Origin of the sequence: Methylobacterium sp. 88A (assembly GCF_000376345.1) — a bacterium.
Taxonomy (GTDB): domain Bacteria; phylum Pseudomonadota; class Alphaproteobacteria; order Rhizobiales; family Beijerinckiaceae; genus Methylobacterium; species Methylobacterium bullatum.
In genome coordinates, this window is record NZ_AQVT01000001.1 from 4,826,221 (window position 1) to 4,842,332 (window position 16,112).

Below are 16,112 nucleotides of genomic sequence, written 5' to 3' on the forward strand. Positions count from 1 at the left end.
GCCTTGGACACGCCGCTCGGCCTCGGCACCCGGATCGCTCGGGCACATCGCGGAGGTTCAAATGTTACGAATTAAAATACACATCGAAGCCCAAGCTAGTACTTAATATTGTTCTATTTTACTGGAATTTTAATCAATATTCTGTAGAATACGGCTCTTCGCCACTGTTAATTCCGAGTTCCTTGAAAGTATAGGCGAGATGCTTGCCGGAGCGTCACTAATGAACTCACGACTCCAGCCGCTCCAGGCGCCGTTGGTCGAGAACCGCCTCCTGCGGGCGCTTCCCATCGAAGTCTTCAGCCAGATGCTGCCGCAGCTCGAAGAGGTGGTGCTGACCGTCGGCGAGCGGATCGTCATGGCCAACGAGCCCATCCCGCACGCGTATTTCATCGAGAGTGGACTGGCCTCCGTGACCATGGCGATCGCCGAACGCGGCACCGTCGAGATCGCTGTCGTCGGGCGCGACGGAATGGTCAGCACCGCCCTCGTGCTCGGCATCGAGCACACGCCCCTCACCGTGGAGGTCCGCGTGGCGGGCCGGGCCCTCCGCATGGGCGCGGGCGCCCTGCGTCAGGCGATGGCCCAGAGCAGCGCCCTGCGCGACATCCTCCTGCGCTACGTCCAGGTCGTCATCCTCTGGACCAGCCAGATGGCCCTGGCCAACCGGCACCATTCGGTGGAGGAGCGCCTGGCGCTCTGCCTCCTCCTGGCCAGCGACAGGCTCGACGAGGGCCGCGTGGTCATGACCCACGAGATGCTGGCGCTGATGCTCGGCATGCATCGCCCGCGCGTCACCGTCGCTCTGCACGAGTTGGAGCGCACGCGGATGATCGTGATGCGGCGCGGGCAGATCACGATCCGTGACCGGCTCAAGCTCGTCGAACTGGCCGGCGACAGCTATGGCCTCGCCGAGGCCGAGTACGAGCGGCTGATCGGCCCCTTCATCTGAGACCGGACGGAGGTGAGGGAAACCCATCACCCTTCGCCCGTGCCATGGCGGGTGTCCGCCGAACGCACCGAGGACGCATGAGTCGGACCCGATTGAAATCGAACCTTCGCGTAAGCGCGGACCCTGGACGACGCTATTCATAAAGCCGTCGAAACCATGAATTTCGAACAACCTCACAATCCATTGGCCAGCCGGAGAATCCCTGCTTAGGTGAAGCGAGGCCGCGTCCCATCGGTGCGCCCATCGACAAGGTGAGAGAGCGGTGCGCAGGCGCGGAGAGCGGGGGCAACACTCGGCGGTGGCGGCCATGATGGTCTTCGCCCTCGCCATCGCGCTTCCCCTCGTGGTGCTCGCCGGCGTCATCACCGACTGGTACGTGACCGCCGAGCGAGCCCGTCTGCAGACCATGGGACAGCTCACCGGAGACCATCTCCGCGAGCGCCTCGACCGCGATCTCTCCGAGATGAGCGCGATGGCCAGGACCCTGGCGACCTCGCCCTCCATCGATGCCGAGGACTGGGCGCGGTTCGATGCCCAGGGGCGGGCACTCGTGGACACCACCGAATTCACGGTGTCCCTCGTCCATGTCGATGGCCGCCAGATCGTCAACACGCGCGTGCCCGTCGGCACGGCCATGCCGTCCTCCCCCCGTCCCGCGCTCGCCGCGTCCCTGATCGCGACCCGGCGCCCGGTCATCTCTCCGGTGATCAAGAGCGTGGTCACCGGGGCCGATATCGTCCTGATCTGCGCGCCGGTCCTGCGCGGCGGCGCCCCGGAGATGTTCGTCTCCATCGCCGTGCGCACGGATCACTTCGCCCGCCTGATTGCACAGGCCGAGATCGACGACCCGTTCTCCGCCGTCTTCGTCGATGGCGCGAAGCGCATCGTCGCACAAACCGACGATGCGCCCGACTCGTCCGGCCTCTCCACGAAAGAGCCCTCCTCGTCTCCGCCCAGGCTCCAGCGTCTGGAGGATTGGGAGAAGGCGGAGGCCAGCGTCATGGAATTCCACCATCGCTCCGGCGTCTCCGACTGGACGGTGGTCACCGGCCTCGACCGGAATGCCTTCGAGGCCTCGCTCTATCGTTCGCTCGCCGTCCTGGCCTTCCTCGCCGTGACGCTGCTGGGCAGCGGCGGGATCGTCGCCTGGATCTATGCCCGGCAGGTGGCCAGGGCGGTGCGGAACCTGAAGCGAGCCGCCGGCGCGGTCGGGCGCGGCGACCCCGTCCACCTTCCCGCCAGCGAGATCCGCGAAGTGGATCAGATCGGCAGGGCGCTCGTGACGGCGTCCCGCGTCTCGGCCGAGCACCACGCCGCCATCGCGGAGGTCAATGCCAACCTGGAGGTCCGGGTGGCCGAGCGCGGCCGCGAACTCGCGGCGAGCCAGGCGCATTACAAACTCCTCGCCGAGACCATGACCGACGTGGTGATCCTGCGCCATGCCGACTGGCGCATCGCCTATGTCTCGCCTTCCGGCGCGGCGCTGTTCGGCACGGAAGGGTCGGATTTCGATCCGCGCACGCGCATCCACCCCGACGATCTCGCCGCCTTCTCCGCCGCAGATGCCCGCCTCGCCCCCGACCGGCCGAGCATCGTCTCCCTGTTCCGGATGCGCCATGCGGATGGCCGCTGCATCTGGATCGAGGCGGTCAACGACCTCCTGACCTCCGCCGCGCCTGGGGCGCCCAACGTGATATCGACCCTGCGGGACGTGACGAAGCGGCAGGATCAGGCCGACGAATTGCGCATGGCCCGCGACGCCGCCGAACTGGCCCAGGCCAAGGCCGAGAATGCGAGCCGGGCGAAGTCGGAGTTCATGAACCTCATGAGCCACGAGATCCGGACGCCGCTGACGACGATCAAGGGCTTCACCGACCTCCTCGCGCACACGACCGGGCTCTCACCCGATCAGATCCGCTATCTCGCCCTGGTGGGTGCAGCCACCGACACGCTTCTCGGCACGGTGGACGACGTCCTCGATTATGCCCGGGCCGGGGAAGGCAATCTGCGCCTCGACAGCATCCCAATCGACCTGCCCGCCCTGGTGAGCGGGACGGCCGATCTCGTGAGGCCCATGGCCGAGGCGAGGGGGGGCGCCATCGACGTGGCCGTTCCCGGCGACGGCTCCCGCCATGTCCTGGGCGACGAGCGCCGCCTGAGGCAGATCCTCCTCAACCTGCTCAACGACGCCATCGGCACGTTGCGCCGGGGCACCGTCACCCTCGCGCTGCAGGGGCCGCGCGGCGCCGAGGCCGCCGAGCGCTGGCGCGTCTTCGTCACCGCCCATGCCGGCGAAGACCCGGAGCAGTCCGCAGCCCGCACCGTGACCCTCGACGGCAGCGGCCTCGGCTTCATCATCGCCCAGCGCCTCGTCGGACTCATGGGGGGCGGGCGCATCGACCGGAGCACGCCGCTGGGCGAGACGGCGGCCTACCGGTTCTCCCTCTCCCTGGCGCCGGCGCCGGTGCTGACACGCGCGGCGCCGGCTCCGAGCCCGGACGCGCCCGGGGCCGGCCGCATCCTCGTGGTGGAGGACAACCCGATCAACCGGGAGGTCGTCCAGGCGATGCTGAAGCGCCTGGGTTACGGCGTCGACATGGTCACCGACGGAGAGGCGGCCATCCTGGCGGTGCAGGCCAGCGCCTACGACCTCGTCCTCATGGACGTGTCGATGCCCGGAATGGACGGGACCACGGCCATCCGGCGTATCCGCTCCCTGCAGCACCCGGCGCGCCGGGTGCCGATCGTGGCCATGAGCGCCAGCATGATGCCGGACCGGGTCCGGGCCCTCACGGAGGCCGGCGCCAACGGTCAACTTGGCAAGCCGTTCGATCTCCCGACCCTGTCGCGGGTGATCGGCGACCAGATCTCCTCCATCGTCCTGCGGGAGAGCGACGCGGACGCGCCGATGCCGGAAAGGCCGCCGATCTTCGACCGGAGCGCCTTCGACGCCCTGATCGCCCGGATGGGCGAGGAGGCGGCCCGCGAGGACGTGCGTGCCTTCGTCAGGCTCGTCGACCGTTTCGGACCCGACACGGACGGGGCGAGCGCGGAAACCATCGCGGCCCGGGCCGACAGGACGGGATTCCGCGACCTCGCCAAGGCCTGCCGGACCTTCGCCGCGCTGCCCGCCGGTGCCGCGCGGGACGAGGCCCGCGGGCGCTGCCTCATCGCCCGCGACCTGATGAACCGCATGGTCCACGAGATCACGGGGCCGACCATGCCCGAAATCCGCCAGACGGTGGCCCTGCTCTGAGTATCTCTCACACACCTCCCGCTGCGTCGTCGTACTTTGAGAGAGAACCGACCGTGACCGTGGGCGGTTCGCCCTTCGGGTCGAGGCAAGCCTCCTTGGAGCGTCCACCTCGGTCGCTGTGACGAAAACGCCGATCGGTCCCTGCAAGGGCGCGACGAAACTCGACGCATCGGGCTGTCCGTTCGATGCTCTCATCACGCCCGAGGGATCGTGCAAGGCGGACGGGGCAGGCGGCCTCGGAACGGGCATGGTGATTTTCAGCGAAGAGATCGACCTCTACGCGTAGCATGTGGCCGCACGACCCCTTCAAGCCACATGAGTAACGGAGTCCACGACCTTATGAGATCGGATGGGCTATTTTCCGCCATAGCGAAAAATTGCTTGCGGCTGTGATTAAGCGCCCATACATATAATCGCGTGACCGCGACCTGGGACGAGCATAAGCGCAAGGCCAACCTGCTCAAGCACGGGCTGGACTTCGCCGACTTTGATGCTTCGTTCGATGCGGAACGGGCACTCATTCGCCCGACCAGGCCGAGCCGCACCGGCCGCAACCGCTACATGCTCATCGGCGAGTGGAACGACGTCCTCGTCGTGGTCGTCATCATTTCACCCCTGGGGACGGAAGCGTTCGATATCGTCAGCCTTCGCCCAGCCAACGGGAAAGAGAGGAAGACCTATGACGACCACCAATCCCAAGCCTGAGGGCGTCAGCTTCTCCCAGGAGGACTGGGACGAGGTATCCGACACGCCCCCGATGACCGACGCAGAGCTCGCCGAACTCAAGCCCCTCAAGGAAGCGGCGCCGGAGATGTATAGGCTCATGACGAAGCGCGGGCGCGGCCGACCGCCTGTCGAGTCCCCCAAGGTGAATCTGACGCTCCGCGTCGATCCCGCCGTGCTCGACGCCTACAAGGCGACGGGCGCCGGCTGGCAGACGCGGATGCACGAGGCCCTTGCGAGGGGCGCGGGAGAGCTGGCGCGATGACGGGCGAACGGATTTATTCCGTCGCGCTTCGCCGGGAGGAGGACGGCACGCTCCACGCCTATTGCTCAGCCGTACCGGAAGCGGTCGCCTGGGGGGCGACCCGCGAGGAGGCATTGCATGAAATGGCCGAGGCCCTGTTGGCCGTCGGGCGGGGGCATGGGCGCTGGGGCCTTCCTATGCCGCAGCCAACCGAGGGGACGCCGCAGGAGACCGAGCGTGTCGCTTTACGGGACGTCGTCTCTACCGGACGACGGTGAGGTCTGCTCACCGTCGTCCGCTCTGAGAGCCGTCGCGCCTGGAACCGAGGGGCGCGACCACGTGCGGACGCGGCTCCGCTTGGCGTGCCGGTGCCGCACTGCTATCTCCCGACACGCGTCCACACACCGAAAAGCCGTGCGCCGGGCCCGTCCTTACGCCGACGGACCGCGACCGCGCCGGAGACAGACCCCTCGATGACCACCGTCCCCATCGACAACATCCGTAATTTCTCCATCGTCGCGCATATCGACCACGGCAAGTCGACGCTGGCGGATCGGCTGATCCAGACCACCGGCACGGTGGCGCTCCGCGACATGAGCGAGCAGATGCTCGACTCCATGGACATCGAGAAGGAGCGCGGGATCACCATCAAGGCCCAGACCGTGCGCCTCGAATACCGCGCGGAGGACGGCAAGGACTACATCCTCAACCTGATGGACACCCCCGGCCACGTGGACTTCGCCTACGAGGTGTCGCGGTCGCTCGCGGCCTGCGAGGGCTCGCTGCTGGTGGTCGACGCCTCGCAGGGCGTCGAGGCGCAGACGCTCGCCAACGTCTACCAGGCGCTCGACGCCAACCACGAGATCGTCCCCGTCCTCAACAAGATCGACCTGCCGGCCGCCGAGCCCGAGCGCATCCGCGCCCAGATCGAGGAGGTGATCGGCATCGACGCCTCCGAGGCGGTGGCGATTTCGGCGAAAAGCGGCCTCAACATCGAGGCGGTGCTGGAGGCCATCGTCAAGCGTCTGCCGCCGCCCAAGGGAGACCGCGACGCGCCCCTCAAGGCCCTGCTGGTGGACAGCTGGTACGACGTCTATCTCGGCGTCGTCGTGCTGGTGCGCATCGTCGACGGCGTGCTCAAGAAGGGCATGAACATCCGCATGATGCGGGCCGACGCTGTGCACGGCGTCGACAAGATCGGCGTGTTCCGGCCGAAGATGGCCGATATCGGCGAGCTCGGCCCCGGCGAGGTCGGCTTCTTCACCGGCTCGATCAAGGAGGTCGCCGACACCCGCGTGGGCGACACGCTCACCGAGGACAAGCGCCCCTGCAAGGAGATGCTTCCGGGCTTCAAGGACGTGCAGTCGGTGGTGTTCTGCGGGCTTTTCCCCGTGGATGCCGCCGAGTTCGAGACCCTGCGTAGCGCCATGAGCAAGCTCCGGCTCAACGACGCCTCGTTCTCGTATGAAATGGAGACTTCGGCGGCGCTCGGCTTCGGCTTCCGCTGCGGCTTCCTCGGGCTGCTCCACCTCGAGATCATCCAGGAGCGCCTGGAGCGCGAGTTCAACCTCGACCTGATCTCCACCGCTCCTTCCGTGGTCTACCGCCTGCAGATGACCGACGGGACGATCAAGGAGTTGCACAACCCGGCCGACATGCCGGACGTGATGAAGATCACCGCCATCGAGGAGCCGTGGATCCGCGCCACCATCCTCACCCCCGACGAGTATCTCGGCGGCGTCCTGAAGCTCTGCCAGGACCGGCGCGGCACCCAGGTCGACCTCAACTACGTCGGCAAGCGCGCCATGGTGGTCTACGACCTGCCGCTCAACGAGGTGGTGTTCGACTTCTACGACCGCCTGAAATCGATCTCGAAGGGCTACGCCTCGTTCGACTACCACATCTCGGATTACCGGGAGGGCGACCTCGTGAAGATGTCGATCCTCGTCAATGCCGAGCCGGTGGATGCCCTCTCCATGCTGGTCCACCGCAGCCGCGCCGAGCATCGCGGCCGGGCCATGTGCGAGAAGCTGAAGGACCTGATCCCCCGCCACCTGTTTCAGATCCCGGTCCAGGCGGCGTTGGGGGGCAAGATCATCGCCCGCGAGACCATCAAGGCCCTCTCCAAGGACGTCACCGCCAAGTGCTACGGCGGCGACATCTCGCGCAAGCGCAAGCTGCTGGACAAGCAGAAGGAGGGCAAGAAGAAGATGCGCCAATTCGGCCGCGTGGAAATCCCGCAGGAGGCGTTCATCGCCGCGCTGAAGATGGACGATTGAGCCGGAGCCGGAGCGGGAGCCTCCGTCTCCACCTCCGGTTGTGTCGCGGCGCGTTTAACCCCGCATTAAGGCCTGTGGCTTAGAACCCACGGCACGCCGTGTCCCGGCTGAAGAGGCGGGTAACATGGTCTGAACCAGGCACCTCCGGGTGACCTGGGAGGAGATGCCGATGGTCCTGCCGCGCCGATTCGCTCGCAGGTTCCGCTCGGCGCGCACGTGGATCCTCTTCGGGATCCTGGCGCCGGTGGGCATGCTCGTCGTGTCCGCCATCATGCTGCTCGACCTGCGCAAGGACGCCTGGGATAAGGCGGAGCAAACCTCGCAGAACTTGCTCCAGATCATCGAACGCGACATCGCCCGCAATATCGAGATCATCGATCTGTCGCTGCAGGGCGTCACCGAGAACCTGAAACTTCCCGCTCTCGCCGATCTGTCGCCGGAGCTGCGCCAGCTGATCCTGTTCGATCGGGCGATCTCGGCACAGGACATGGGCGTGATCCTCGTCCTCGACGAGCGAGGCGACAGCATTCTCGACGGCCATGCCATCCCGGCGCGCCACACCAACAATGTCGACCGCGACTACTTCAAGGCCCACAAGGCCCGGGGCGGCGGTGGCTTGCTGATCAGCCAGCCGCTGATGTCGCGTCTGACGGGCGCACGCGTCATGGTGCTGAGCCGACGCGTCGACAAGCCGGACGGGTCGTTCGGCGGGGTGGTCCTGGGCACCCTGAAGCTGTCGTACTTCACGCGGTTGTTCGACCGCCTGGGCCTCGGGCGCGACGGCGCGATCAACTTGTACCTGCACGATGGGACGCGCGTCATGCGCTACCCGAACCGGGACTCCGATTTCGGGACGAGCCTCGCCGGAACGGCCAATTTCGAGCGGTTCGTCCGCGAGGGCAGCGGTAGCTTCGTCGGGACCTCCAGCCTTGACGGGGTGGACCGGCACTATGCCTTCACGCAGGTCGGGACCTTGCCGTTGATCCTCAACGTCGCCCTGGCGGTGAACGAGATCGAGGCCGAATGGCGCGCGAAGGCGATCGTCATCAGCGCCATCGTGGTGGTGCTGTGCGGCCTGACCATCGGCCTCTTGCTCCTGTTCGGACGGGAGCTGGAGCGGCGCGGCGCGATGCAGGTCGAACTCGCCCGGCAGTCGCTCACCGATGCGTTGACCGGCCTGCCGAATCGCCGCCGGTTCGAGGAGGCCCTGACCGCCCTGCGGGGCGATGCCGACCAGGCGGCCCGCCCCTTCGCGCTGCTGGTCATCGATGCCGATCACTTCAAGCGTTTCAACGACCGCCATGGGCATGCGGTGGGCGACGAGGTGCTGCGCGGCCTCGCCCGCTGCCTGTTGGAGAGCGTTCACCGTCCCGTCGATCTCGTCTGCCGGGTGGGCGGCGAGGAATTCGCGATCCTGATCCCGGATGGCGACGAGACGGCGGCCCTGCTCATCGCCGAGAGGGTTCATGCCAGGGTGGCGCTCCTGTCGGTGGACTCGGCCGGGATCGAAGCCGGATCGGTGACCGTGAGCATCGGCGTCGCGACCATGGGCGCGCCGGGAGCCGACCCCCTCACGCCGTCGGACCTGTTCAGTCTCGCGGACGCCGCGCTCTACGAGGCCAAGGCCAACGGCCGCAATCAGACCCGGTTCGTCGAGCGCCGTCGCGGCGTGGTGGACCGGCGCCAGGCGAGCTTTCGTCTGGCGGGCGCCTGAAGGGCGCGCACCCACGCCTCGCGTACAACCTGTGCGTGATCGCGTTCCGTGCTTGATGGGCAACCTCAGGTATATATAGTTCGCAGCCTCACGTGAGGGCTGGCGATGGCGATCGATGACGATGCTCTGACTCCGATCATCGCGGAACTCTCGATCCGTCCGGGACATGAGAAGGTCAGGGCGCTGCTCTATCGCCTGCTGATCGAGGCGCTGGGCGCCAAGAGCGAGCAGATCTTCTTCGAGAGAAAGATACCTGAGGTTAGAGGGCGCCTCGATGCCCTGCTCGGCAGGACGATCATCGAGATCAAGTCCGACCTGCGCCGGGAGGCCAGGGACGCCGAGGCTCAGCTCACCCGCTACCTGCCCGAACGCGAGGGCGCCACCGGCCAGCGTTACGTGGGGCTCGCCACCGACGGCGCCACCTTCACCGCCTACGAGATGCGGGACGGCGTCCTGGTGCGGCTCACCGAGCACGAGGTGAGGCTGGCGGACGCCCGTGGCCTCACCGCCTGGCTCGAAGGGGTCATCGCGGTCCTCGACTGGCTGCCGGCGGACGCGGCCGGGATCACCAACGAACTCGGCCGCCAGAGCGCCGCCTTCGCGCGGACCCTCGGCCTCCTCGCCAAGGCCTGGGAGGCGCTGGCGGCGGACCCGGAGGCGGTCCTGAAGCGGCAGCTCTGGTCGCGCCATCTCGGCTTCGTCTACGGCAAGGCCATCGACGACGACACGCTCTGGCTCCAGCACACCTATCTGGTCATCCTCGCCAAGGCGATCGCCGCCGGAACCATGGGCGCCACCGGGCGCTCGCCCGAGGATCTGCTGTCGGGGCGCGCCTTCCACGAGGCGGGGGTCCACGGCGCGGTGGAGACGGATTTCTTCGGCTGGGTGATCCAGGCGCCGGGCGGGGAGTCCATCGTCGCCAGCCTGGCCGCGCATGCCGCCCGGTTCGACCTCGGCAGCGTCGATGTCGACCTTCTGAAAGTGCTCTACGAATCCCTCATCGATCCGGCGCAACGGCACGATCTCGGTGAATATTACACGCCCGATTGGCTCGCCCGGAAGGTGGTGCGGCGCGCCCTCGACCGGCCGGCCGAGCAGACCTGCCTCGATCCCGCCTGCGGCTCGGGCAGCTTCCTGTTCCACGCCGTGCGCCTCAAGCGTGAGGCCCTGATCGCGGCGGGCGTGCCGCTCACGGAGATCGCGTCGCGCTGCTGCGCTTCCGTCACGGGGCTGGACGTCCATCCGGTGGCCGTGATCTTCGCCCGCGTCACCTACCTGCTGGCCCTCGGCGACGCCCTGCCGGGGCGAGGCGGCGACATCTCCCTGCCGGTCTATCTCGGCGATGCGCTGCAATGGAACGTGAAGCGCGACGCGTTCGAGAGCGACCTCGTGGTCGAGGTGCCGCGCGACCCCCGCGAGGGCCGCAAAGGCGCGCCGACCCTGCGCTTCCCCCTCGGCCTCTGTGCCGATCCGCCCCTGTTCGACCGCGTCGTCACCGCCATGTACGATGCCAGCGAGGCCGGCCGCACGGCGGACGCCTTCGCGCGTGGGCTCGCGGGGCTTGGCGTCGCGGCGGAGCAGCACGCAACGCTCGTCACCACCTTCACGATCTACGACCGCCTGCGCCGGGCCGGGCGCGACCATGTCTGGGGTTTCTTCGCCCGCAACCTCAGCCGCCCGGTGGCGCTCTCGGACGGCGCCAGGGTCGATGTCGTCATCGGCAACCCGCCCTGGCTGTCCTACCGCTACATGGCGCCCGCCCTGCAGGCCCTGTTCCGGGATACCGCGCGCCGGCTCGGCATCTGGGTCGGCCCCGACGAGGCGCGGCTGGTGACGCAGACCGATCTGTCGGGCCTGTTCTTCGCACGGGCGGCGGAGCTCTATGTCCGGCCGCCGGAGGGCGACCGGCCGGGCGGCCGGGTCGCCATGGTGCTGCCGCTCGCCGCCCTGAGCCGGGGCCAGTTCCGAGCCTTCCGCAGCGGGGACTGGACCGAGGTCCGTGTCGCGTTCTCGGACGCCTGGGTTCTCGACAATCAGGCCGTCTCGCCCCTGTTCAGGGTGCCCACCTGCGTCCTGTTCGCCGATGTCACGGCGGGGGAGGCCCGGCCGACGCCCATGCGGGTCACGGCTTTCGCCGGGCGGCTCCCCTTCAAGGACGTGCCCGAGGAGGTGGCGGATCGCTGCCTGCGGCTGGATCGGGCCGATGCACCGGTGCCTGCGAACTTCGAGGCCGGGTCGCCCTATCGCCCGCTCTTCCATCAAGGGGCGACCCTCGTTCCGCGCATGCTGTGTCTGGTGGATCGCGTTCAGTCAGGCCGTCTCGGCGGTAACGCCGCAGCACCTCTCTTGAGAAGCAGGAGGTCCCCACAGGAGAAAGTCCCCTGGCGAGACCTGCCCGCTCAGCAGGGGGCTGTCGAAAGCGATTACGTCCGGCCGGTCTATCTCGGCGAATCCATCGCGTCGTTTCGCGTTTTGAATCCGTTCGAGGGCATCGTGCCCATGACACCCGATGGGAATGTTCTCGACGCGAAACAGGCGAGCGATCATGGTGCGACCCGCCTCGGAGCCTGGATGCGACAGGCCGAGGCAAGCTGGGCGCAACACAGCGCCGGACGCATCACCCTAAAGCAGCGTTGGAATTTTCAACGCGGATTGTCCGCGCAGTTTCCGGTGCAGCCCATTCGCGTGGTCTTCACCAAGACAGGCTCCCGACTGGCTTCGTGCCTCCTCGGTCCCGAAGGAATCATCGACCACAGCCTTTATTGGGCAGCGGTCGAGTCGATGGCGGAAGCACGCTATCTGGAGGCTCTCTTCAACAGCGAAGCCGTGCGTCGCCGCATCGCTCACATGCAGGCACGAGGCGAGCAGGGGCCGCGACATTTCGACAAGCTGATGTTCACGCTTCCGATCCCCCGCTTCGACCCGCGCGAGGCTGTTCATGCGGGGCTGGCGGCGGAAGGCGCGGTGGCGGAGGAGGTGGCGGCCGCCGTCGCGCTGCCCATGGGGGTCTCGTTCCAAAAGGCGAGGGCCCTGGTGCGGGACGCCTTGCGGGAGGAGGGCGTGTCGGCCCGCATCGACGCTTTGGTGGAGACGCTCCTCGGGCCTGATCCGCGCCTCGCCCTGCCGGACGACGAAGCCGTTCCTGCCCGCGACGAGGAAGAGACCGTCGACGCCTGATACCAAGGCCCGGCGGACGAATACCGCCGCTCGGTCGCGCAGACAGGCCTTAGTGAGCCGGACCCGGCGAAGCTCGGTTCGAAGTCGCTACTCGGCCTTGTCGCCGGTTTCCGGGGCGGTCCTATCGGCGGCCGGTTCGGCGGTCGCCACGGCCGTGCGTTCCAGCATCGGCTGAAGGCGGATGGCGAGTTCGCCGCCGAGATGACGGGTATAGGCGACCTTGAAGTAGCGCTGGCCGGTGCCGTTGCCGAAGAGTTGGTCATGGGTGCGGATCATCGCATCCACCTCGGGGCGGCAGAGGAAGCCGATGATCCCCGCCGCCTCGTACCAGCGGCCCGCCCGGGCATGGCGCATGGCCGCTGGGTTGGCCATCACCGTCTCGGCGAAACACTCCGTGGCGGCGCGCTCCAGTGGCGCCATGGCCGCATGGGCGTGTCCGGGTGTGCGGGGCGCCGCGTTCGCGGCACCCGCCGTCGCGACAAGGATCAAGAAAGCGCCAAGCAGCCGAGCTTTCATCGCGCACATACCTCGAGGTCGATCGAAATCGATTCGCCCCAAGTATTCATCGAAGACTTGGACAGGAACAGGGCACGATGCGCCCCGAAACCTGCGATGCGCGATTTCGTGAGCCGACTGTGCCCGGCCGATCACAGAAGCCGGGTCAGCCCCGCTTCTCGGCGTTCCAGCGGCCGGAACAGCGGATCATGCCGTTGCTCGACCAGGTGCCGCTGCCGTAGCCGCCGCGATCGAGTTGGCCGACCACGGTGGCACCATCGGAACCGCGCATGATCGTCGCCCGCACGGAGCCGTTGCCGGAGACGCGTCCCCGGATGTCGAAATCGCCGCCGGGATAACTCGCCTCGCCCTTGGCGATCCGGACGCCGTAGCGATAGGCGCGGTCGCAGGGGCCGTCCTGGGTGATGACCTCGATGCTCCAGGCGCCGTCGTAGCGGTTGGGCACCGAGACCTTCCGCGTGGCCGCGTCGGTGGTTCCGAGGGACGTCGTGAGGAGAGCGAGGGAGCCGGCGGCAAGGAGGAAGCGTCGCATCGTAGCCTGTTCTGCAAGGACGTGATCGGGGCTGGAAACGCCCCTGATCGCGTATCGGTTGCGGTTCACGCTCGTGTGGCTTCGCCCAAGGCGGCCTGAAGCAGCGTGAGGAGATCACCTCCCGCGTGCAGATAGGCATCGACCCCCGCGGCTTTGAGCCCTTCCGCGAGATCGCCGGGCTTGCCCGCGAGGTACACGGTGGTCGCGCCCGCTTTCTTCAGAGCCTCGGCCGCCGCGACGGCGTGGGTGGCGTAGAGGGCGTCCGACGAACAGAGGCAGGCGATGCGCGCGCCGGATGCGGCGAAAGCCTTGGCCAGCGCGTCGCTCTCCGAAAAACCCTCTTCGTTCACCGCCTCGATGCCGCCGGCCGCGAAGGCGTTGGCGGCGAAGGTCGAGCGGGCGTTGAAGACCGCGACCGTGCCGAGATTGGCCAGGAACACCAGGGGGCGCCGCCCGGTCGCGGCGAGATGGGCGTCGGACGCGTCGCGCAGGGCCTCGTAGGGTTCGGCGAGGCGGAAGGAGGGCAGGGCCTCGCAGGTGGTCGTCCCGGCCCCACCGAGGGCGAAGGCGGGCGCCACGACATCGAAGGGCGGCAGGTCGAGGACCGTCACCGGCTTCTCGGCGAGGAAGGGGAACTCGCTCGCCCCGGTGAGGGGCTCGCGGCGCGTGGCGACGTTCTTCGCGCGGGTGGCGCGGGTTTCGCCGATCCGGGCCTGGATCGCGCCGGCCTGCAGGCTGGCGACGATTCCGCCCTCCCGCTCGATGGCCTGGAAGGCGGCCCAGGCCGTGGTGGTGAGCTCCTCGGTGAGCGCCTCGAACCCGCCGGCCCCTGCCGCCGGGTCGGCGACGCGGGCGAGGTTGGATTCCTCGATCAGGACGATCTGGCTGTTGCGGGCGACGCGCCGGGCGAAGGCGTCGGCGAGGCCCAGCGAGGCGGTGTAGGGGATGACGGTGACGGAATCGGCACCCCCGAGCCCCGCCGAACAGGCGGCCATGCCGGTGCGCAGGATGTTCACGAACGGGTCGTTCCGGTTCATCATCCGCCACGCGGTCTCGGCATGCAGGCGCAGCGGCTTCGGGTCGAGCCCGCAGGCGGCCTCCACCCGCGCCCAGAGGCGGCGCATGGCGCGGAACTTGGCGATGGTCAGGAACTCGTCGGCATCGGCCACGAGGAGGATGGCGACGGCATCGCGGGCGCGGGCGAGGTCGTGCCCACCGGCCTCCAGCATGCGCAGATAGGCGACGGCCGTGGCGAGGGTGGCGGCGAGTTCCGCAGCCTCGCTGGCCCCGGCCTCGTGATAGGGGCGCCCGTCGGCGAGCATCGCGCGGCCGGTGAAGCCGGCTCCGTCGAACTCCGACAGGAGCGCCGAGACCGCCGCGCCGATCTCAGGGAGCGTCGCGTCGAGGCGGCCGGTGGCGGCGAGCGTCCCGATCGGGTCGAGGCCGAGATCGAGGTCGAGACTGCCGAGATCCTCGTTGCGATGCGCCGCCAAAGCCTTGACCAGACGGGCGGCCTCCAGCCCGCGCCCGCCGGCGTCGAGCCGTGTCGCGATGAGGGACAGCATCACGCCCGACAGGGCGGTGTCGAGGGCCGGGACGTCGTCGACGGCGAGGCCGAAGCCGCGCGCCGAGACCGCGCCCGCGAAGACGAGGTTCAGCGCATCGGCGCCGCCTTCGAGATCGGCCATGGCGAGATCGTGGGCGGCCTGCGCGTCCGGGTGGTCCACCCGCTGGGCGATGCGCCAGGGGCCGGGCGCGCGCATGGGCTGCGCCACCGGCGCGGCGGGCTCATAGAGCGGTTCGATCCGGATGCCGTCCGCCGTCTTCGAGACCAGGCGCTTCTCGAAATCGCCGCCCTTGAGCACGCCCTCGACCAGGCCGAGCCACCGCTCGCGCGTGGGCGTGGGGAACAGGTCGGCGAGGGGGCGATTGTCCATCGTCAGGGCCTTGGCGCACGCTTCCGCCGGCCGCGCATGGCCGGACGCTGTCGGCGACAGCCCTCGCACGGCGAGGCTTGCCGGGCAACACGCCGGACTCATCAAAGAAATCAGCGCGGACTCAAAGAAAAACGAAGGCCGCCGCCGCGTCGCGAGCCCCGGCGTGCGAGGCGGGTCCGGGGCCGCGAGGCGGGTGCGTCAGCCGAACAGGATCAACCCCGCGAAGCCGAGCGAGCCGACGATGATGCGCCACCACGCGAACAGCCGGAAGCCGTGGGAGGAGACGTAGTCGAGCACGGTGCGGACCACGACGAAGGCCGAGAGGAAGGCCACGACGAAGCCGATGGCGATCAGGCCAAAATCGTCCTGCGAGAGGTTCTTGTAATTGTCGAGGAGGTCTTTGGCGAAGGCCCCGGCCATGGTGGGGATCGCGAGGTAGAACGAGAACTCGGTGGCCGAGCGCTTGTCCGCTCCCATCAGCATCGCGCCGACGATGGTGGCGCCGGAGCGCGACACGCCCGGGATCATCGCGATGCACTGGAACAGGCCGATCCTGAAATCCATCGGCAGGGTGAAGTCGAAGACGTCACGCTTCTTCACCTCGAGGTCGGTCTCGTCGAGGACGAGGAGGACGAGGCCGCCGGCCACCAGGGTGGCGCAGACGATCCACGGGTTGAACAGGTAGAACTTGATGTATTTCGAGAACAGGCCGCCGATGATCGCCGCCGGCAGGAAGGCGAGGAGGATGCCCAGGACGAAGCGTCTCGCGTTCGGATCGCTCGGAA

The 16,112-nt window shown here is 68.2% G+C and carries 12 protein-coding genes; 8 read left to right on the forward strand and 4 right to left on the reverse strand.

Annotated elements, in window-relative coordinates; genetic code table 11:
- The first annotated feature begins 220 nt into the window (after positions 1-220).
- The 8 genes from A3OM_RS0122920 to A3OM_RS0122960 all read left to right on the forward strand — a co-directional run bounded on the left by A3OM_RS0122920 (position 221) and on the right by A3OM_RS0122960 (position 12,342).
- Positions 221-949 carry a Crp/Fnr family transcriptional regulator gene (locus A3OM_RS0122920; protein ID WP_018046139.1) on the forward strand — a complete coding sequence of 243 codons (729 nt, stop codon included), beginning with the start codon at positions 221-223 and terminating at the stop codon, positions 947-949.
- 307 nt (positions 950-1,256) lie between these two features.
- Positions 1,257-4,205, forward strand: coding sequence for a response regulator (locus tag A3OM_RS0122925; RefSeq protein WP_018046140.1), 2,949 nt, complete (start codon positions 1,257-1,259; stop codon positions 4,203-4,205).
- 417 nt (positions 4,206-4,622) lie between these two features.
- On the forward strand, positions 4,623-4,910 hold the full coding sequence (locus A3OM_RS0122935) for a BrnT family toxin (protein ID WP_018046142.1): 288 nt from the start codon (positions 4,623-4,625) through the stop codon (positions 4,908-4,910).
- Positions 4,885-5,193, forward strand: a complete 309-nt coding sequence (locus A3OM_RS0122940; RefSeq protein ID WP_018046143.1) for a BrnA antitoxin family protein — start codon at positions 4,885-4,887, stop codon at positions 5,191-5,193. The genes A3OM_RS0122935 and A3OM_RS0122940 overlap by 26 nt, the downstream gene beginning before the upstream one ends.
- On the forward strand, positions 5,190-5,450 hold the full coding sequence (locus A3OM_RS24590; protein WP_018046144.1) for a type II toxin-antitoxin system HicB family antitoxin: 261 nt from the start codon (positions 5,190-5,192) through the stop codon (positions 5,448-5,450). The genes A3OM_RS0122940 and A3OM_RS24590 overlap by 4 nt, the downstream gene beginning before the upstream one ends.
- A gap of 195 nt (positions 5,451-5,645) precedes the next feature.
- Entirely contained in the window at positions 5,646-7,451 is a 1,806-nt protein-coding gene (gene lepA / locus A3OM_RS0122950; RefSeq protein ID WP_018046145.1) for a translation elongation factor 4, read from the forward strand.
- A 169-nt stretch (positions 7,452-7,620) separates the two neighbouring features.
- A complete protein-coding gene (locus A3OM_RS0122955) occupies positions 7,621-9,165 on the forward strand; it encodes a sensor domain-containing diguanylate cyclase (RefSeq protein ID WP_018046146.1) in 1,545 nt (514 codons plus the stop codon).
- Between the two features lie 105 nt (positions 9,166-9,270).
- Positions 9,271-12,342 carry an N-6 DNA methylase gene (locus A3OM_RS0122960; protein WP_018046147.1) on the forward strand — a complete coding sequence of 1,024 codons (3,072 nt, stop codon included), beginning with the start codon at positions 9,271-9,273 and terminating at the stop codon, positions 12,340-12,342.
- Between the two features lie 87 nt (positions 12,343-12,429).
- On the opposite strand, the gene A3OM_RS0122965 is transcribed toward A3OM_RS0122960, so the two are convergent.
- From A3OM_RS0122965 to A3OM_RS0122980, 4 genes are all read right to left on the reverse strand, one after another.
- Positions 12,430-12,858: a hypothetical protein gene (locus A3OM_RS0122965; protein ID WP_026176341.1), complete on the reverse strand. Its 429-nt coding sequence runs from the start codon at positions 12,856-12,858 to the stop codon at positions 12,430-12,432.
- 145 nt (positions 12,859-13,003) lie between these two features.
- On the reverse strand, positions 13,004-13,390 hold the full coding sequence (locus A3OM_RS0122970; protein WP_018046149.1) for a hypothetical protein: 387 nt from the start codon (positions 13,388-13,390) through the stop codon (positions 13,004-13,006).
- Between the two features lie 65 nt (positions 13,391-13,455).
- Positions 13,456-15,327: a methylmalonyl-CoA mutase subunit beta gene (locus A3OM_RS0122975; RefSeq protein ID WP_018046150.1), complete on the reverse strand. Its 1,872-nt coding sequence runs from the start codon at positions 15,325-15,327 to the stop codon at positions 13,456-13,458.
- Positions 15,328-15,525: 198 nt separating this feature from the next.
- Positions 15,526-16,112, reverse strand: a 587-nt coding sequence (locus tag A3OM_RS0122980) for an undecaprenyl-diphosphate phosphatase (protein WP_018046151.1), incomplete at its 5' end; no start/stop codon positions are given.